At 72.9% G+C, this 19,782-nt stretch carries 11 protein-coding genes and 1 pseudogene; 4 read left to right on the top strand and 8 right to left on the bottom strand.

The genetic code is table 11. The annotated features are described in order from the left end of the window. Positions 1-28: 28 nt before the first annotated feature. On the top strand, positions 29-1,612 hold the full coding sequence (locus tag ACZ4NT_RS20370; protein WP_121407516.1) for a bifunctional phosphatase PAP2/diacylglycerol kinase family protein: 1,584 nt from the start codon (positions 29-31) through the stop codon (positions 1,610-1,612). 37 nt (positions 1,613-1,649) lie between these two features. Here the strand turns inward: ACZ4NT_RS20370 and ACZ4NT_RS20365 are convergent, their stop codons facing one another. The 6 genes from ACZ4NT_RS20365 to ACZ4NT_RS20340 all read right to left on the bottom strand — a co-directional run bounded on the left by ACZ4NT_RS20365 (position 1,650) and on the right by ACZ4NT_RS20340 (position 10,436). After that, entirely contained in the window at positions 1,650-3,149 is a 1,500-nt protein-coding gene (locus ACZ4NT_RS20365) for an MFS transporter (RefSeq protein ID WP_467726716.1), read from the bottom strand. A gap of 214 nt (positions 3,150-3,363) precedes the next feature. Further along, complete coding sequence (locus ACZ4NT_RS20360; RefSeq protein WP_121407518.1) at positions 3,364-6,180, bottom strand: NHLP bacteriocin export ABC transporter permease/ATPase subunit; 2,817 nt, start codon at positions 6,178-6,180, stop codon at positions 3,364-3,366. 1 nt (position 6,181) lies between these two features. Then, positions 6,182-8,419, bottom strand: a complete 2,238-nt coding sequence (locus ACZ4NT_RS20355; RefSeq protein ID WP_467726714.1) for an NHLP family bacteriocin export ABC transporter peptidase/permease/ATPase subunit — start codon at positions 8,417-8,419, stop codon at positions 6,182-6,184. Next, entirely contained in the window at positions 8,416-9,225 is an 810-nt protein-coding gene (locus ACZ4NT_RS20350; RefSeq protein ID WP_467726712.1) for a hypothetical protein, read from the bottom strand. Before ACZ4NT_RS20350 ends, ACZ4NT_RS20355 begins: the two co-directional genes overlap by 4 nt. A gap of 90 nt (positions 9,226-9,315) precedes the next feature. Continuing rightward, positions 9,316-9,531 (bottom strand): type A2 lantipeptide, encoded by a 216-nt coding sequence (locus tag ACZ4NT_RS20345; protein ID WP_121407520.1) that lies wholly within the window; start codon positions 9,529-9,531, stop codon positions 9,316-9,318. A gap of 491 nt (positions 9,532-10,022) precedes the next feature. Next, positions 10,023-10,436 carry a PaaI family thioesterase gene (locus ACZ4NT_RS20340; RefSeq protein ID WP_121407521.1) on the bottom strand — a complete coding sequence of 138 codons (414 nt, stop codon included), beginning with the start codon at positions 10,434-10,436 and terminating at the stop codon, positions 10,023-10,025. 119 nt (positions 10,437-10,555) lie between these two features. On the opposite strand from ACZ4NT_RS20340, the pseudogene ACZ4NT_RS20335 reads away from it, so the two are divergent. Further along, positions 10,556-11,891 (top strand): annotated as a pseudogene (locus ACZ4NT_RS20335) (S1 family peptidase). A gap of 169 nt (positions 11,892-12,060) precedes the next feature. On the opposite strand, the gene ACZ4NT_RS20330 reads toward ACZ4NT_RS20335, so the two are convergent. After that, positions 12,061-14,202 carry a SpoIIE family protein phosphatase gene (locus ACZ4NT_RS20330; protein ID WP_467726709.1) on the bottom strand — a complete coding sequence of 714 codons (2,142 nt, stop codon included), beginning with the start codon at positions 14,200-14,202 and terminating at the stop codon, positions 12,061-12,063. A 303-nt stretch (positions 14,203-14,505) separates the two neighbouring features. Here ACZ4NT_RS20330 and ACZ4NT_RS20325 point away from each other — a divergent pair, with 303 nt between their 5' ends. Continuing rightward, complete coding sequence (locus tag ACZ4NT_RS20325) at positions 14,506-16,947, top strand: SpoIIE family protein phosphatase (RefSeq protein WP_467726707.1); 2,442 nt, start codon at positions 14,506-14,508, stop codon at positions 16,945-16,947. 34 nt (positions 16,948-16,981) lie between these two features. Next, on the top strand, positions 16,982-17,485 hold the full coding sequence (locus ACZ4NT_RS20320; RefSeq protein WP_467726706.1) for a metallophosphoesterase family protein: 504 nt from the start codon (positions 16,982-16,984) through the stop codon (positions 17,483-17,485). A gap of 28 nt (positions 17,486-17,513) precedes the next feature. On the opposite strand, the gene ACZ4NT_RS20315 is transcribed toward ACZ4NT_RS20320, so the two are convergent. After that, complete coding sequence (locus ACZ4NT_RS20315) at positions 17,514-19,757, bottom strand: glycoside hydrolase family 9 protein (protein WP_467726704.1); 2,244 nt, start codon at positions 19,755-19,757, stop codon at positions 17,514-17,516. Between the last annotated feature and the right edge of the window lie 25 nt (positions 19,758-19,782).

Raw genomic sequence — 19,782 nt, 5'->3', positions numbered from 1 at the left:
GGGGGCCGGGATCCCGTAACGGTGGAGCATGGGTGTTCTGGGCGAGTGGGACCAGCTGCTGTTCACACGGGTCGCCGGTACGCGGCTGCCCGGGGCCGATCCGGTGGTGACCCGGCTCAGCCACTCGGCCGACCACGGCCGGCTGTGGCTGGGGGCCGCCGCCGTGCTGGCCACGATCGGCGGGCGCAGAGCCCGGCGGGCCGCCCTGCGCGGGGTGGGCTCCCTGGCCCTGGCCTCGCTCACCGTGAACACCGTCGTCAAGTGGGGCGCCCGGCGTCCCCGCCCGCTCCTGGACCACGTACCGACGGTCCGGCACCTGCGGCGCCAGCCGCACACCACGTCCTTCCCCTCCGGGCACTCCGCCTCGGCGGCCGCGTTCGCGACCGGGGTCGCGCTGGAGTCGACGCGTTACGGCGTCCTGGTCGCGCCCCTGGCCGCGGCGGTCGCCTTCTCGCGGATCTACGTCGGTGTGCACTACCCGGGCGACGTGCTGGCCGGTATCGCGATCGGGGCCGGGGCCGCCGTGCTGACCTGCCGGTGGTGGCCGCCGCGCGCCGCGGCGCCGGAGCGGGAGCGGCCCGCGGCCGACGCGCCAGCCCTGCCCGGCGGTGCGGGCCTGGTCGTCTTCGTCAACAGCGGTGCGGGACCGGGCGCGTCCGCCGCCCAGCTCCCGGCCGTGGAGCTCCTGAAAGGACTGCTGCCCGGGGCGGAACTCGTCGAGTGCGGTCCCGACGACGACTTCACGGAGCTGCTCGGCGCGGCGGTCGACAGGGCCGCCCGGACGGGCGGCGCGCTCGGGGTGTGCGGCGGCGACGGCAGCGTGAACGCGGCGGCCCGGGCGGCCGCCCGGCACGGACTGGCCCTCGCGGTGTTCCCCGGCGGCACCCTCAACCACTTCGCACTCGACGTGGGCGTCCCCGAGTTCGAGGACACCGCGGTCGCGGTGGCGCGGGGTGAGGCCGTCGCCGTGGACCTCGGGGTGGCGACGGCGGCGACGGGGGAGGACGTGCGGTTCCTCAACACCTTCAGCATCGGGCTCTACCCGGAACTGGTGCACCTGCGCGAGCACTTGGAGAGGCGCTGGGGCAAGTGGCCGGCCGCCGCCGTCGCGCTGGCCCGGGTACTGCGCACGTCCACCCCCGTCGAGGTGACGGTCGGCGGACGCCCCCGCCGGCTCTGGCTGCTCTTCGCGGGCAACGGCCGTTACCTGCCGGACGGCTTCGCTCCCTCCTACCGGCCGCGCCTGGACGACGGGCTGCTCGACCTGCGGATGGTCGACGGCGGTCACCGCCTCGCGCGCACGAGGGTCATCCTCTCCGCGCTCGCCGGAGCGCTGGGCCGCTCCCGCGTGTACAGCGCCGAGACCGTGCCGCGGGTGGAGCTGGCGGGTCTGGAGGGCGCGGGCCCGCTCGCCTACGACGGTGAAGTGGCGTCCGCTCCGGCGGAGTTGAGGCTGGCCAAGCAGCCGGGCGCGCTCGTCGTCTACCGGCCGGCGCTGCCGCAGAACGAACTGGCCCAGCAGGCGCGCATCGCCGCCGCCACCGCGCGCCACCGGGCACGGACGAGGGGCCGCCGTCTCCCTGCGGACGGCGGCCCCTCGGCTGGGGGGTGAGCGGGTCTGCGGACCGGCGGCCGCGGTCCGGCGGGGCTCACATGTGGACGACCGGGGCGGCGTCCGGGTCCGGCTCCTGCGTTCCGCGGCGGTAGAGCAGGAAGGCGATCACCGTGCCCGCGACGAAGAAGCCGGCCGACCACCAGAAGGCGGTGGTGTAGCTCTCGATCGTCGACTGTGCCCGGACGAGCGGGTCGGTCGCGTCCCGGCCGGCCAGATAGCCGGTCGCGGCGCTCGCGGCCAGGGTGTTCAGCAGGGCCGTGCCGATCGAACCGCCCACCTGCTGCATGGTGTTGACGGTGGCGGAGGCGACGCCCGCGTCCTCGGCCGCCACCCCGCTGGTGGCGAGGGCCATCGCCGGCGGCATCACGATGCCGAGACCCGCGCCGATGAGGATCAGCTGCGGCAGTACGGCGGTCGAGAAGTCGGAGGCGACCGAGATGTTCGTCAGCCACGCCATGCCGGCCGCGGCGATCGCGAAGCCCGCCGGGATGACGGCCTTCGGTCCGATGCGCGGCACCAGGACGGTGGTGGAGAGCTGGGCCATGACCATCATGGCGGCGACCATCGGCAGGAAGGCGACGCCGGTCCTGGTGGGGCTGAAGCCGAGGTTCAGCTGCAGGTAGTAGGTGAGGAAGAGGAAGACGCCGAACATGCCCGCGCCGGTGATGAGCACGGCGACGAAGGAGGCGGCGCGATTGCGGTCGAGCAGGACGCGCATCGGCAGCAGCGGGTGCTCGGCGCGGGTCTGCCACCAGCCGAACGCGGTCAGCAGGAGCGCTCCGGCCGCCAGGAAGCCCCAGGTGGCGGGCGAACCCCAGTCGTGCGTCTCGGCGTTGGAGAAGCCGTAGACCACGGCGAAGAGTCCGGAGGACACCAGCAGCGTGCCGGGCAGGTCCAGCCTGGAGTTCGCGGCGTCGCGGTGGTTGCCCAGCAGCACCCAGCCGCCCGCGAAGGCGACGACGGCGAAGACCAGGTTGACGTACAGGGTCCAGCGCCAGTCGAGCGCGTCGGTCAGCACGCCGCCGAGCAGCAGGCCGACCGCTCCTCCGGCGCCCGCGATCGCGCCGTACACGCTGAACGCCTTGGCGCGGTCCTTCGCCTCGGTGAAGGTCGTGTTCAGCAGGGAGAGCGCGGCGGGGGCGAGCAGCGCACCGAAGACACCCTGCAGGGCGCGGGCCATGACCAGCATGCCGAAGCTGGTCGAGGCGCCGCCCAGCACGGAGGCCCCGGCGAAGCCGGCGACGCCGACGAGGAAGGCCGGCTTGCGCCCGAAGAGGTCGGCTATCCGGCCGCCGAGCAGCAGGAGGGAGGCGAACGCCAGCGAGTAGGCGGTGACGATCCACTGCCGGTTGCCGTCGGAGAAGCCGAGATCCGCCTGGGCGGAGGGCAGGGCGATGTTCACGATGGTGGCGTCGAGGACCACCATCAGCTGCGCGATACCGACGATCGCGAGGATCCACCACCGCTTCGCCGGGTGCGCCGCGGGTGCATCATGCACGCCCGTGGGGGTGCCGTGGGTCAAGGTCGGGGACATCGGAGAACGCTCCAGGGAAGTTGCGCCGTGTGACGAGTACGTAAACGAAACGGTTTCGTACACTTCGAGGTTAGACCACCCCGATCGAAACGGCAAAGTTTCGCTAGTGCGGTGGTCGTCACTCAGGCCCGGAGCCTGCGGTGGGGGCGAGCGGGCCGTCACGAAAGGCCGGGGCCCCGTCACGGGACCCCGGCCTCGGTGCTGCTCACGGCGCTCACCGCATCTGGCGTCGCACCAGTTCGTGCAGTCGGCCGCCGGTGTCCGCGAGGAGCTGCGCCGGCGGCCCCTGCTGGGCCACGCGGCCGTCCTCCATCACGATGACCCGGTCCGCGTCCATCACGGTGGACAGCCGGTGGGCGATCACCACGCGGGTGGCGGCGAGCGCCCGGGTGCTCTCGATGACGGTGCGCTGCGTCTCGTTGTCCAGGGCGCTGGTCGCCTCGTCGAAGAACAGGATGCGCGGACGCCGGATCAGGGCCTGCGCGATCATCAGGCGCTGCCGCTGGCCGCCCGAGACCGCCCCGCTGCCCGACACGATGGTGTGCAGCCCCATCGGCATCCGCCGGATGTCCTCGGCGAGACCCGCCATCTCGGCCGCCTCCATCGCCTCCTCCGGCGTGTACGGCTCGGTTCCGCAGATGCAGTCCAGGATCGACCCGGTGAAGGGCTGGGCGTGCTGGAGCACGACCCCGCACTGGCGGCGCACCGCGGACTGGTCGAGGGCCGCCAGGTCCTGCCCGTCGTACAGCACGCTCCCCGTGACCGGCTTGTCGAAGCCGATCAGCAGCCGGAGCAGGGTCGACTTGCCGCAGCCGCTCGGGCCGACGATCGCCACGAACTCGCCCGGCCGGATGTCGAAGGACACCCCGTCGAGGACGAGCGGACCGTCGTCGGTGTACCGGAAGGAGAGCCCGCGCGCCTCGATGGCGCCGGACAGCACTCCCGGGCGGGTGGCCGCCGTGCGCACCTCGGGGGTGGCGTCCAGCACCGGCCTGATCTCCTCGAACATCGGCAGCGCGGCCGCCGCCGAGACGAAGGCACTGGTCAGCTGCGTGACCGAGGTCAGCACCATGGTCACCGAGGTGTTGAAGGTGAGGAACTCGGCGGCCGAGAGCGAGCCGCGCGCCGGACCAGCCAGCAGCATGAACATCACCAGGGAGCACAGCGGCAGGTACACCGCGCCGAGCACCGTCGTGAGGTTCTTGATGCGGCCGACCTTCTGCTGCAGTTCACGGCTCCGCGCGAACTCGCCCGCCCAGGCGGCGTACGCGTAGTTCTCCGCCGCGGCGACCCGCAGTTTCGGCAGGCCGCGCAGGGTCTGGAAGGCCTGGTTGTTCAGCTTGTTGCTCAGCACCACCAGGCGGCGCTGCCAGCGCACCTGCCACAGCCCGAGCCCGAGGAACACGGCGGCGATCACCACGAGCATGCCGATCGCGGCCAGCGCCATCGGGACGCTGTACCAGAGCAGCAGGCCCAGGTTCATCGCGCCCACGGTGCCCGCCTGCGCCACCGTCGGGCCCACACCCGCCAGCAGCCTGCGGATCGCGCTGATGCCCATCGCGGCGCTCGCGAGCTCACCCGTCGAGCGCGAGGTGAAGAACTTCGTCGGCAGCCGCAACAGCCTGTCCCACACCGCCGGTTGCAGCGTGGCCTCGATCCGCCCCTCCATCCGCAGGATGGTGAGGTTCTGCAGCAGCATGAACGCCGCCGACACCACGCTGCTCACCATGACGGCCAGACAGACCTGCACGATGAGGCCGTGCTGGGCCTTGGGCACGTACTCGCCGAGCACCTGGCCGGTGGCGATCGGCACCAGCGCCCCGATCGCCACCGTCACCAGACCGCTGATCGCCAGGTTGCGCAGATCACCGCCCGTGCCGCGCAGGCAGAACCGCATCAGCCGCAGAGGACTCAGCCGGCGCTCCGGCAGCGGCCGGTAGAACATGACGGCCCGCGGCTCGAACTCCGCCGCATTGGCCTTCTCCACGGGAGTCTCGCGGCCCGAGGAGGGGTGCACCGCCACATATCCGCCACGCCGCCACAGCAGCGCCACCGGCGCACCCGACACGGCACGGTGACCCACCAGCGGACCCACGTCGTCGTGCCACCAGCGCCCGTCGAGCCGGACCGCCCTGGCGCGCACCCGGGAAGCCAGGGCGATGCGCTCCACCGCGTCCAGCCGCTCGCTCTCGACGCCGCTCTGCGCGGGCTGCGCCAGGGTGATCCCGGCCGCCGCGGCGACGAGGCGGCAGGCCGCGTACGTGGCGTCCGCGTCGGCGGCGGTCGGCCGCTTGGCCGCGGGCCTCCCGATCGACGCCAGCAGGGTGCGGTCGGCCTGGGCGCGGACGGCCTCGCCCGCCTTGATGCCGGCCGCGGTCCGGTGCTCGTGGTGCTCCTCCAACTGCTCGATCCACCGGTCGAGCGTGGCGAGAAGGCGGTACTGCCGGTCGACCATGCCCTGCCAGACAGCGGGGTCCATCAGCAGGTCGGCCGCCGCCTCGGCGCCGTACAGCGAGCCGTACTGGACGCTCCCGGGCGGCACCTGCATCCAGAAGACGTCGTCGTCGGTCGGCGCGGCCTGGTTCTCCGTGGCCGTCGGGGCCTGGAACAGGATGGAGAGGCTGCGGCCCACGCCGAGGGCGAGGGCGTACTCCAGCGGGCTCGACGTCGGCGGCACGTACTGCGGATTGCCGTACGCGTCGTACGACCAGGTCTCCGTGGGGGCCTGCTGGTACAGCTCGCGCAGTCCGATGCGGCGCACCACGCAGCCGCGCACCGGCCGGCCCACCAGGGTGTGCTGGGGTCCGGCGACCGGGCCGAGCAGCAGCGACCCCGCCTCCAGCCGCCCGAGATGGTGCCAGTGGCCCTCGTGCGCGGCGTCCACCGCGAACAGGTCCATGGCGCCCTCCGCGACGAGCCACAGCACCTGCGGGCCCTCCAGGTCCAGGCGGTTGAACCCGGCGCAGTCGAAGGGCGTGCCCATGCCGCCGAGCGCCCCGAGGACGAGGTCCCCGTCGTGAACCGTCGTCATGTCACCGCTCCCTGACCAGCTCGGCGTAGGGGCCGCCGGCCGCCACCAGGACGTCGTGACGCCCCCGTTCCACGACGCTGCCGTGCTGCAGCACCACGATCTCGTCGCTGTCGCGCACCGTGCTCAGCCGGTGCGCGATCACCACGCAGGCGCAGCCGCGCCTGCGGAGGTTGTCCATGACGACCTGCTCGGTCTCCGCGTCCAGCGCGCTGGTCACCTCGTCGAGCACCAGGATGCTGGGCCTGCGCACCAGCGCCCGGGCGATCTCCAGCCGCTGCCGCTGGCCCCCGGAGAAGTTCCGCCCGTCCTGCTCGACCCGGCTGTGGATGCCGCCCGGCCTGCGCACGACCACGTCGTACAGGGCCGCGTCCTGGAGTGCCGCGGTCACCGCCTCGTCCGGGATCGAGGGGTCCCACAGCGCCACGTTGTCGCGCACGGACCCCTCGAAGAGGAAGACGTCCTGGTCGACGAAGGAGACGGAGGCGGCGAGCGCGCCCCGCGGGATGTCCTCCAGCCGCCGGCCGTCGATGCGGATCGTGCCCTCCCAGGGTGCGTACAGACCCGAGATCAGCCGGGACACCGTGGACTTGCCGCTGCCGGAGCCGCCCACCAGCGCGACCTGCTGTCCCGGCCCCACCGTGAGCGAGAAGTCGCTGAGCAGCGGCTTGTCGAGCGGGCTGTAGCCGAACGTGATGTTCTCCAGCTCGACGTGGCCGTGCAGGCGGCGGGTGGACTCGCCGGTACCGCTGCGGGCGTAGAGCGGATCGGCCTGGAAGTTCTCCACGTCCTTGAGCCGCGCCACGTCGGCGGCGAAGTCCTGGATCCGGCACGCCACGCCGTTGAGCCGGGTGATCGGGGCGGTGAAGCGGGTCACCAGTGCCTGGAAGGCGACCAGGAGGCCCACCGAGATGTGGCCCTCCACGGCACGCAGGCCGCCGATCCACAGGATCAGCGCGCTGTTCAGCGTCGCCAGCGTGGGCGCGACGATCCCCAGCCAGGCGCTCGGCACGCCGAGCCGCTGCTGCTCCTCCAGCGTGGTGGCGTGCTGCCCCGCCCACTTGCGGAAGTAGCCGTCCTCCCCACCCGTCGCCTTCATCGTCTCGATCAACTGCAGCCCGGTGTAAGAGGTGTTGGTCAGCCGGGCGCTGTCCGCCCGCAGCTTCGCGGTCCGGGTCGCCCGCAGCCGGATCACCACCCGCATCGCCACCACGTTCAGCAGCGCGACGCCGATGCCGACGGCGGTCAGCTGGGGGTCGTAGGTGTAGAGCAGTACGGCGTACAGGACCACCACGACCGCGTCGACTCCGGCCGCCGCGAGGTCGCGGGCCAGCGTCTCGGCCACCGCGTCGTTCGACTGCAGCCGCTGGACCAGGTCGGCGGGGCTGCGCTGGGAGAAGAAAGTGACCGGCAACCGCAGCAGGTGCCGCAGGAAGCGGGCGCTGCTCAGGGTGGAGGAGATGAGGCGACCGCGCAGCAGGTTCGCCTGCTGCAGCCAGGTGAGCACCACCGTGAGCAGCACGGAGGCGCCCATCGCGGTGAACAGCACGCCCAGCAGGGAGGTCTGACCGCCAATCAGGAACATGTCGATGTAGGTGCGGCTGAGCGCGGGCACCGCCGCGCCGACCGCCACCAGCAGCAGACTCGACAGCACGGCCGCGGGCATGGTGCCGGACGTCCCGCGCAGCCGGGCCGGCATCGCCCCCAGTACGCCCGGTCTGCGACCGCCCCTGTGGAAGTCGTCACCCGGCTCCATGACGAGGACCACGCCGGTGAAGCTGCTGTCGAAGTCCTCCATCGGGACGAAGCGGCGGCCCTTCGCGGGGTCGTTGACGTGCACGCCCCGCCGCCCGAAGCGGCGCCCCATCCCGTCGTACACGACGTAGTGGTTGAACTCCCAGAACAGGATCGCGGGGGCGCGCACCTCGGCCAGCGCGGCCGTGTCCATCTGCATGCCCTTGGCCGTCAGCCCGTAACTGCGCGCCGCCTTCAGCAGGTTGCTGGCCCGTGAGCCGTCCCGGGAGACGCCGCAGGCGATGCGCAGCTCCTCCAGCGGGATGTGCCGTCCGTAGTGGCCCAGCACCATGGCGAGGGAGGCGGCGCCGCACTCCACGGCCTCCATCTGGAGGACGGTGGGGGTACGGACGGTCTTCTGCCCGCCCTTGGGGAGTGTGCGCCGCGGTGGTGCGGCACGGCGTCTGCCCCGGACGGGCGGCGGCAGGGTGTCCTGGGGTGCGGTCACGGCAGGAGCCAATCGATCGGGCGCTGATCGGCCAGGTGGATCGAACCCGTGGCCAGCGTCATGGAGTCGAGCGCGTAGGGCGGTCCTTCGGCGGACGACCACCGGTAGCCGCTCTTCGTGCCGGACGACCGGTCCAGCCGGACCAGGACGGCCACCGGCCGGCCCTTCTTGGAGAACTGCTCGCCGAGTTGGCTGTCACCGAGGTACGCGGTGATCTGCTGCCGGGTCTGCGCGGTCCGGTCGACGGCCTTCACATGGCCGCGCAGCACGCCGTACTGCTGGGTCGGCACCGACTGGACGGTCAGGTCCACCGCCGCGTTCACCGGGATGCCCGTGGCGTTCTCCGCCGGGACGTACACCGTCGCGTACAGCGGGTCGTCGGCCCGGGCGACCTTCTCGACGGCCGCGATGTTCGCCCCGGTCGTGATGATCGCCCCGATGGTGGCGGCCAGCGCGGTGATGCGGCCGGCGGCGACGGTGCGGACGATCGTCTTCTCGCCCTGTGCCGTACGTACTTCGAGGACGGGGGCGTGGGCGGGGAGCCGTCGGCCCTCCTTGGCGAGGATCGCGGTGACCTGGCCCGCGACCGGGCTCTGCAGGAGGTAGCTGCCCTCCCCGTGCGTGAGGACGGCGGGCGCGCCGACCGTGGACGCCACGGTGCCCGTCACGGCCCAGACCGAGGCGGCCGCCATGACGATCACCGTCACGGACAGGACGAGCCAGCCCTGGGGACGGGCGAAACGCACCGGGAGGTCGAGTTCCTCCGGTGACTGCAGTTTGGCGAGGGCCTGTTGGCGGAACTGCACGGGTCTTCCCTCACCTGTCCGAGAGATTCAGGGCGCCCGAGAGCCCCGGAACCGGGGAGTGGTTCCGGGACTCGACGGCACGTGATGCGATCAGAGACCGGCGACCAGGCCGGTGACCGGGGCGGTGTTCAGGCCGGTCACGCCCTCGACGGTGCCGACGACGGTGCCCACGAGGCCGGAGACCGGAGCAACCGAGTCCACGAGGTCCGTGACGGTGCCGACGGCCTGGACGGAGAGGCCGCCCGCAACGTTGTCGAGCTCGGCGTCGGAGATCTCGACGGTCGCAACCTGGGGGGTGGAGTTCATGATGGAACTTCCCTTCGTATGGGTATTCATAAGGGGGGAGCGGCCCCCTCTGGGGACAGATGGTCGGCCGCGACCGCGGGCTTGCGGCACCCGTTTCCGGGAACCACCGTGCGAACCGCGGTGCCACGGATCAAAGCACGGTGGCGCGCGGGGCTTCCAATCAATCCATGCTCCGACCAGGGCACTTGAGCCCCGCGGCGACGCAACCGTGCAGGAGTGGGCACGGTCCGGCAGCGACTTCTTCACAGACTGCGCGGCATCGGTTCACGCGACCCCCGGCCGTCCGGGACCCGAAAGGGACAGTCCGGACCCGACGGCGCGGGGCACGGCGGCCGCATGTGCAGATCCGCCGTGCCCGGTGCCCTCGTTGCGCAGTCGATGTGCAGATTCGCTGAAGCCGGGATTCCGCTCCCGGTTTCGGACGGAGCGTCACCATTCGACTCCGTACGGTGCGGGACGGGGTGCCGCCGCCCGGCTCCGGACGGGCCGGGTCAGCCGAGGAGTGCGTACACCGTGCTCGCCCGCGCCACGACGTCGTCCGACCCCTCGGCCGTCATGACGATGTCGGCGAAGGCGGTCCGGCGGCCCAGTTTGGTGAGGACCGCCGCCACCGACACGTTCGCGTCCGTGACGGCCCGTTGGAAACTCGTGGACTGCTGCACGGTCGTCATCGGAACGAAGCCGCCGCGCGCCGCCGACACCGCGATCACCGTCGCCGTGTCGGCGGCGGCCATCAGCGCCTGACCGGACAGGGAGCCGCCCGTGCGGGCCAGCCGGGCGGACCACGGAAGCCGCAGAACGGCCCGGTCCGCGCCCAACTCCCGTACGGACAAGCCCAGGTCGAGGACCCAGGGGGCGAAGTTGTCGGCGAGGATCCGGTCGGCTTCGGCGAGTGTCAGCGTCATGCGGTGATTCTTCCCCGTGTTGAACGCCCCCGTCGGCTCATCCGTACCAACTGCCAGCCAGGCGCCCCCAGTCAGCTGCCGGACGGCGGCTCGGACCCCGCCCCTCAGGAGGTCGAGAGTTGAGTCACAAACGCATACCCAAGCGCAAGGCCGCGATCGCGGCAGGAAGCGTGGTGGCGCTCGGAGCGGCGGCCCTCGTGCTGCCCAACGCCATGGCATCCCAGACGGACACGCCGGACGCCGCCCCCCCGGACGTTCAAGGCGGCCGACGCCTCCGAGGTGGCCTCGCAGCTCGCCTCCCGACTGGGTGAGGCCTTCGCCGGGTCGTACTACGACGTGGGCAAGCAGCAGATCATCATCAACGTCGTCGGCAACGACAGCGACGTCGTCAACGAGATCCGCAAGGCGGGTGCCGTCCCGAACGAGGTGGACAACAGCACCGCCACGCTCAAGGCCGCGGCCAGAACGCTGCGCACGGACGCGACGATCCCGGGCACCGCCTGGTCCGTCGACCCGAAGACCAACGAGATCCGGGTCACCGCGGACAGCACCGTCACCGGCGCCAAGTGGAACCGGCTGACGTCGACCGTCAAGTCCCTCGGCTCGGACGTGGCCACCGTCAAGAGGTCCTCCGGCACCTTCAAGACCTTCGTGGAGGGCGGCGACGCCATCTTCGGCGGCGGGGCCCGCTGCTCCCTGGGCTTCAACGTCACCGCGGGGGACGGCAGTCCGGCGTTCCTGACGGCGGGGCACTGCGGGGTCGCGGCCGCCGAGTGGTCGGACGCGCAGGACGGTGCCCCGATCGCCACCGTCGACCAGGCCACCTTCCCCGGCGCGGGCGACTTCGCGCTCGTCAAGTACAACGACGCCGCCACCCAGGCCGCCAGCACTGTCGACGTCGGCGACGGCCAGACCGTCGAGATCACCCAGGCGGCCGAGGCGGCCGTCGGCCAGCAGGTCCTCCGCATGGGCAGCACGACGGGCCTGAACGACGGCAGTGTCACCGGACTCGACGCCACCGTGAACTACCCGGAGGGCACGGTCACCGGTCTCATCCAGACCGACGTCTGCGCCGAGCCGGGGGACAGCGGCGGTTCCCTGTTCACCCAGGACGGCAGCGCGATCGGTCTGACCTCGGGCGGCAGCGGCGACTGCACCAACGGCGGTGAGACGTTCTTCCAGCCGGTGACCACCGCGCTGGAGGCGGTCGGCGCGACGCTCGGCGCCGGGGACGCGGGTGCCGGGGACGGCGGCGCCGGAGCGGGCGACGAGGCCGGAGCGGGCGACGAGGCCGGGGCCGGCGACCAGGCCGGCGAGGAGGGCCAGGCCGGCGGCGGCGAGGAAGCGGCCGGCGGCGCCGAGGACGAGCAGGGCGGCGCCGGCGAGGCAGCCGACCCCTCGGACCCGGCCGACGGCGGAGTGGACGACGGCTCCGGACTGACCGGGGGTCACTGACCCCGGCCGACCCCGGCCGGTGACCCACGGGTGAGGAAGCCGCCCCGGTCAGCGGTCCCGCGGGGACACAAGCCCGCCGTACCGGACGCAAAAGCGGTTCGTCCGGGCGGTGGAACGGTCCGGCTCTCCGGCGGGAGGGCCGGACCGCCCCGCGTTCCGGTCCGGCCCGTCAGGCGAGCGACCGCAGAAGCAGCAACGCGACGTCGTCCGGCCGTTCCCGCGCCGTCTCGTTGTGCCGGACGAGGGCGTCGGCCAGCGCGTCCAGCGGCTGGTCCCCGAGCTCGGCGAGCCGCCCGCCCAGCTCGGTCAGGGCGTCCTCGATGTCCACGCCGGGCGACTCCACGAGCCCGTCGGTGTAGAGGGCGAGCACGGAGCCGGCGGGCAGGTCCACCTCGGTCGTCGGGTACGTCGCGGCCGCGTCGACCCCGAGCAGCGGGCCCCCGGCCAGGTCCAGGACCCTGACCCGGCCGTCGGGGGTGCGCAGCAGCGGCGGAGGGTGTCCCGCCCGTGCCATCACCGCCCGCCCGCGAGCCGGGTCGAGGCGCAGGTAGAGACAGCTGGCGAGCAGTTCGGTGCCGAGATCCATCAGCAGCCGGTTCGTGCTCCGCATGACCTCGCCGGGCGGCTGCCCCACGGTCGTGTAGGCCCGTACGGCGGTACGGATCTGTCCCATCAGGCCGGCCGCCGTCACGTTGTGGCCCTGGACGTCCCCCATCACCGCGGCGGCCCGCCTGCCGGTCGGCACCAGGTCGTAGAAGTCCCCGCCGATGTCCATGCCCAGGGTGGCGGGCAGATAGCGGGCCGCCGCCTCGATCCCGGGCAGGGCGGGCAGGGAGTGCGGGAGCAGCGCCGCCTGCAGGCCGTGGGCCAGCTGGTGCTTGGCGTCGTAGAGCAGGGCCCGCTCCAGCGCCTGCGCGACGAGCCCGCCCAGGCTGGTCAGCACGGCCCGCTCGTCGGCCGGGAAGAGGTGGGGCTCCGCGTAGGCCAGCACGCAGGTGCCGACGGGGCGTCCGGAGGCGACCAGCGGCAGATACGCCCACGCGGCCATGCCGTCGGGCGTGGTGTTCCGGGACGGGTAGATGTGCTCGAGCTGCGCCTGGGACTCGAAGAACGCCGGCACCCCGCTGGTGAGCGCCTGGGTCCCGGGGGTGTGCGCGCTCAGCGGCAGCCCGTCGAAGCGTGAGACGACACCGGCCTGCGCGTACCCGTGATGGCCGAGCACGTGCATGCGCCCGCCCCGGGTTCCCAGGACGACCAGTGCCTTGCTGCCGACGGCGGGCGCGATCTCCTCGGCGACCAGCTGGACCACGTCCTGGACGCTCACCGCCTCGGTGAGCGCGCTGGCCAGGCTCAGGATGTGGGAGATGGTGACCAGCCGGGGGCTGCCGTCCGTGCGCCGGGGCTGCACCCGGTTCATCTCGGACACCGCCCGCGCCCGCGCGATGCGGACACTCAGCCCGCTGGTGCTCGGATAGAGGCGGAACGACAGCCACTCGCCGGGCGGGCGCAGCGCCACGAACGACGTGACGTCCTGGCTCATCAGGGCCGCGCGGTAGCGGTCCTCGTAGACGGGGTCGTTGAGCCAGGGCACGGACACCCACGGCTGGGCGCCCATCAGGTCCTTGACGGCGACGCCCAGCAGATCGGCCGTCGCCTGGTTCGCGAAGCTGACACGCCCGTGCAGGTCCAGCGCGCACAGCCCGTACGGCAGCCGCTCCACCATCCGTGCCGCCTCGACCGTGCCGAGGCTGCCGGTCAGCTCGGCCGCCGGTGCGGGCAGATCGGGCTCCGAGGAGACGGGCCGGTTCTGTTTCACCGCCCGTTCCAGCCGCAGCGCGAGCCGGTCGCCGGCCGCGATGAGATGGGACCGCTCCCGGTCGGACAGCTCCGGCGGGTGCGTACCCGGCCAGGTCACGAACATCGCGCCGTAGGCGGTGTTCGGGGTCGCCACGGGGACCGCAGCCAGCGCGAAGGGGTAGGGCAGCACCACGGCGATACGGGGATAGCAGCGCGCCATCTCCTCCTCGCCGCTGACCCAGATCAGCCGCCGTCGCCGCAGGGCGTCGGCGACCGGGATCGGCGCGTTGACGCCCACCCGCTCCCAGGGCGCGGCGAACGCCCGGGGCAGCCCGGCCATCACGGCCATCTCCAGAACCGGTTCGTCGGGAGCGAGGAGGTACACCGCGCCCGAATGGGCCTGCACGTCGTCCATGATCGTGGCCAGCGTGAGGGAGAGCAGCGGCCGGCCGACCGGTGCCCGGGGGGCGGCCGGTGCCTGGCCGGACGCCTGCCAGTCGGACACGCCGACCACCTCCTCGCATGGCCGCGACGGGTCCCAGGGGTCAAGGCTCTCTCGCGCGGACGTATCGCGCACGGCGAGCGGAACCCGTGCCCCGTCCGGCGGACCCGTGACGGCCCTCGGTGGACACCCCGGAGCGGACCGGAGCGGCCGGGAGGCCCGTGTGCGCCCGACGGGAACGCACGCCTGTACGAGGGCGGCGGGCACCGCCGCGCGACGTCGTGTCCGGACGCGGTCCGAACGGCGGTGCCGACCCCGGGTCCGGCGGCTCCGGAACCGTCGCAGGGGCTGCGCGAGCGTCCCGGAAGCGCTGTAATGACGGACGTGGTCAGTGAGGGCGCTGCGGGACGCAGAACGAGATCGTCGCGCGCCGAACTTGCCCTCAAGACGCTCACCGCGGACCTCGACTCCCGCGAACGGCTGCGCCGGATCCTCGAACAGGCGCTCGTCTTCGCAGGCGTCACCCTGGCCGCCGTGTACGTACCGGGCGAGGGCGGCGCCGAGCTGTGCCTGATCGAGTCCGCCGGGGTGCCCCGGACCCTGTACGGGCTGCGCGACAGCTATCCCGTCACCGGCACCACCCCCGCCGCGGACGTGCACCGCTCCGGACGACCCCGCTGGCTGACCCCGGAGGATCTCGGCCGCTGCGCCGACGCCCGCCGGCTGCCGTCCCAGGAGTTCTCCCTGGCCGTCCTCCCGCTGCGCGACGGCGGCTGCCTGGCCGCGGTCAGCGAGCACGAGGGCGGATTCGACAGCGAGGACCGCGAGTGCCTCTCCCTGCTCGCCGACGCCGTCACCTCCCCGGTCCTCGCCCCGGCCGGCGGGTCCGACGACCTGCCCGCCAGCTCCTTCAGCCTGGCCATGGACAGCGGACGCGTCGAGATCGACGACGAGATGCTGGAACTGTTCGGCATCAGCCGCGACGACTTCGACGGCAACGTCGACACCCTGCTGGCCCTGACCGTGCCCGAGGACCTGCCCTCGCTGATGTCGGTCGTGGAGGCCGACCACATGTCCATCGGAGACCGCGAGCTGGAGTTCCGCATCCTCCAGCCCTCCGGCGTACCCAAATGGCTGCGCCTGCGCGGGCGGCTCCTGCCGGGCGGCGACGGCCGGCCGGCCCGCCTGCTCGGCACGGTCGCGGACGCCTCGAAACTGCGCTCCGGGGTCAACGACGTGGCTCGCGTGCAGCGCCTCGCCGCGGCCCTGGCCACCGCCGGCACGGTCCGCGACGTCAGCCACGCCGTGGTGACCGCCCTGCGCAAGCCCCTCCAGGCCGACCGGATCGCCCTCGCCGAACTGGAGGGGGACCGGCTCGTCGTCACCGTCCTGGATCCGCCCGAGCCGGACGCCTGGCCCGAACTGTGGCGCAGCGAATGGCGCTCGGAGTGGCCGGACGCGCCGGTGCGCACCATGCCGACCCTGGCCTCGGCCCTGCGCGAGGGACGCGCCGCGATCTGGCCCGCCGGGACCGCTCTGGAGCCCGCGCTCGCCGACGTCGGGCCCGGTGGCCTCGCCGTCCTGCCGCTGGCCGCCGGCGGACGCATGGGCGGCGCCTGCCTGATCGGCTGGGACGCCCCGCACGACTTCGGCCCCGACGAACGCGCCCTGCTCACGGCCGCGGCGGGACTCGCCGGGCAGGCCCTCATGCGCGCCCACGCCTTCGACGCCGAACACGAACTCGTCGGCATGCTCCAGCGCACCCTGCTGCCCCGCAGACTGCCCCGGCTGCCGGGCGCGGTGGCCGTCGCCCGCTATCTGCCCACCACGGCGGGCCTGGAGGTGGGCGGCGACTGGTACGACGTGATCCCGCTGCCCGACAACCACGTCGCCCTGGTCATCGGCGACGTCCAGGGGCACAACGCCGGCGCCGCCACACTCATGGGCCAGATGCGCACCGCCCTGCGCGCGTACGCCGTCGAGGGGCACCCCCCGGACGTCGTGGTCTCCCTCGCCAACCGCCTCCTCATGGACATGGAGACCGACCTCTTCGCCACCTGCTGCTACGTCGACGTCGACATGGAGGAGGGGTCCGCCTGGTTCGTCCGCGCCGGACACCTGCCACCCGTACTGCGGCACCCCGACGGCGGCACGGAGATCGCCGAGTCCGAGGGCGGTCCGCCGCTCGGCGTCGTCCGGCAGGCCGACTTCCCCATGAGCCCGCTGCGTCTGCAGCCCGGCACCCTGGTGGCCCTGACCACGGACGGCCTGGTCGAGTCCGCCGAGCTCGACATCGAGGACGGCATCGCCCGGCTCGCCGCCCAGCTCGCCGAGTCCGACCCCGAGCACCTCGGACTCGTCGCCGACGCCCTGCTCGCGGACGCCAACCGCAGCGACGACGTGGCCCTGCTCCTGCTGCGCTACGACGGCATGTCGGTGCGCCCGCTGCGGGAGAGCTGGACGGTCTGGCGCGTTCCCGAGGCCGTCCGGCACGCCCGCCGGTTCACCCGGCGCGCCCTGCGCGCGTGGCGCGTCGGCGTCGACGCGGACGCGGTCCTCCTGGTCGTGTCCGAACTGGTCACCAACGCGCTCGTCCACACCGACGGGCCGGTACGGCTCGACCTGATGCTGATCAACAACCGGCTCCGCATCACCGTCGCCGACAACTCGCCGCGCACACCCGTCAAGCCGACGAGCATCGGCTGGGAGGCCACCGGAGGCCGCGGCATGCTCCTCGTCGAGGCCATGTCCGCGTCCTGGGGGACGGTCCCGGTCAGCGGCGGCAAGCAGGTGTGGAGCGAGATCGTCCTGGAGTGAGGCGGCCCCGCCCCCGGGGTGACACCCTGGACGGGTGCGCCTGCTGCTGATGTCCGACACCCACCTGCCCAAGCGGGCCAAGGAACTTCCCGCCCCGCTGCTGGCCGAGATCCCCCGCGCCGACGTGGTGATCCACGCGGGGGACTGGGTGGACGTCGCCACCCTCGACCTGCTGGAGGCCCGCTCGCGGGCACTGGTCGGCGTGTACGGCAACAACGACGGCCCGGAGCTGCGCGCCCGCCTCCCCGAGGTCGCCCGCGTCGAACTGGGCGGCCTGCGCTTCGGAGTCGTCCACGAGACCGGCGCCGCCCAGGGGCGCGAGCGCCGGTGCGCGGACCGCTTCCCCGGACTCGACGTCCTCGTCTTCGGCCACAGCCACATCCCCTGGGACACGACGGCGGGGACCGGGCTGCGCCTGCTCAACCCGGGCTCCCCGACCGACCGCCGCCGTCAGCCGTACTGCACGTACATGACCGCGCAGGTGGCCGACGGGGTCCTGTCGGACGTCGCTCTCCACCGGCTGCCGCCCCGGCGATGACGGGCCGGGGCGGCGGTGCGGACGCTCCCTAACCCTGGTCCGCCACGAACGACGCCATCCAGGCCAGCGCCGCGTTCCAGTTCACCGCCGTCTCGTTGGTCGACCAGGACTGGATGTCGTCGATGTAGCAGAACTGGCCGACGCAGCCCCTGAGCTTCTCCTGCGCATAGGGGTCCTGGAGGCTGGAGTTGGGACCTCCGGCGAGGGTGCCCTTCGGCGGGTTCGGCAGACCGGGGTCGAGCTCGTGCGCGTACCAGCGACTGTGCTGGTTGCGTGCGGCGACCTCGCCGTATCCCGTGACGTACGACTGGTTCAGGGCGTTCCGGCCGAGGAGGTAGTCCATGCTCTGCACCGCGCCGTCGCGGTACCTGCCGCGTCCGGTGATGTCGTACGCCGTGGCGACGACCACCGCATTGTTCAGCACCTGGCTGCTGGAGCCCCAGTCGTACCTGTTGCCCTCGGGGGCGTACGGCATCCCGTACGGCTGGGCGTCCAGCGTGGCCAGGTAGCCGTCGGCCGCCTCGGTCACGGACCGCCTGACCCGGTCGCGGCCGGGCAGCCTGCTCGGCACGGTCGCGAGGTCGAGCCGGGCGGGGACCGCCGTCCTCGACCAGTCGAAGCCGAGGGGGCCGAAGACGTCGGCCGTGTGGAGCGGCGAGCCGAGGACGTGGTCGGCGAACTCCTTGCCACCCGTGGTGAGATACAGCTCGGCCGCCGCCCAGTAGAACTCGTCGCTCGCGTCGGCGTCGTAGTAGGCGCCGCCGCCGGTGCCGTCCGTCTCGGACGGATACACCTCGGGGTGGGCCAGCGCGGCAGCCCAGGCGGTCCGGGCGGCCTTGAGCGCCTCGGCCGCGAATGCGCGGTCGTAGGGCCGGTAGAGGCGGGCCGCCTGCGCGGCCGTGGCGGCGAGGTTCAGCGTGGCCTGCGTGGTGGGCCGGTGCAGTTCGCGCTTCTGCGGGTCCTGGCTCGGCAGCAGCGGCAGTCCCGTCCACTGCTCGTCGTGGATCTTGCCGTGCGCCATGCCTGCGAGCGGCTCACCCGCGGGGACCTGCATCTTCAGCAGGAACTCCAGCTCCCAGCGCGCCTCGTCGAGGATGTCGGGCACCCGGTTGCCGCTCTCGGGGATGTCCAGTGTGCCGTCACCCAGCCCGGCGGGGCTTCCGGTGCGGGCCAGCAGCGAGCGCTCGTACGTGCTGAGCAGCTCCCAGGTGGCGATGCCGCCGTTGATGACGTACTTGCCGTGGTCGCCCGCGTCGTACCAGCCGCCGGTGACGTCGAGCGTGTAGTCGCACAGCCCCGGCTGGCACGGCACGTGTGCGTCGCCCCGGTTGGGCGCGACGTCGACGTGGCCGGCCGGGCGGGCGTAACCGGGTCGCAGCGAGCCGAGGATCTCGATGCCGCTGCGCTGGGTGTAGTAGTACTTCAGCGCGTCGGCGCGCAGGTCCTCGTAGGCGCCCGCGCCGATGTCGAAGGGACGGCTGGTCTCCCCGTCGGCGACCAGGGTGAAGTCGGCGCCCCGCTTGCGGTACGCGCCGAAGTCGATGGACTGGACGTTCTGGCCGGAGGACGCGTCGGTGCCCCGCGGCACCGTACGGCCCCGGGCCACCGTCCGGCCGTCGGCGTTCTTGAGCTGCCAGGGCATCCGTTCGGTGGACTCGGTGACCAGCGTGGCGTTCTTCGGGCCCGCGGGCAGGTAGGCGACCTGGTTGACCCGCACGCGCGGCCCGGTGTCGGGCTCGTAGACCTCCGGCGGGACTCCGCCCAGGAGCGACACGTCGTCCATGCAGAAGTGCCAGGGGTCGGCGCCGCCCCCGAGCTGGAAGCCGACCTGGCCCTGCGTGGTGTCGACCGGGGCGGTGAACGTGTAGGTGTAGGTGTCGCCCGCGACGCTCATCGCCGGAGAGGCCTCGAAGTAGGTGTCGTACGGGGAGACCGACAGTCCCACGACGGCCCGCAGCGGATGCCCCCCGGGCGAACCGGACGCGGCGAAACGGAGCCGGTACGTCTCGCCCTTCACCAGCGTGATGTCGTTCTGGCCGATCGCCGCGTCCCAGCGGTTGGCCGTGCCACCGGGCACGTCCGCGCACAACCGCCCCTCGGACAGCGCCGCCGTGACGTTGTTCGTGGTCCACCACGGAGCACTGGAGGTGTCGAAGGTGCCGTTCTTCACCTGCTCGATCTCGTCGGCTCCGGCTGGTCCGGCGGGCACGGTGACGAGGGCCGCCGCGACGAGTGCCGCCACGGCGAGCAGAGTGGTTCTGCGTCGTTTCACGTCCGGGCTCCTTGGGGGAGTGGGA

It is taken from the genome of Streptomyces sp. NPDC026417 (assembly GCF_055567695.1).
The sequence above is the reverse complement of the archived record's forward strand: the minus strand, read 5'-3'. Positions and strand labels throughout refer to the sequence as shown.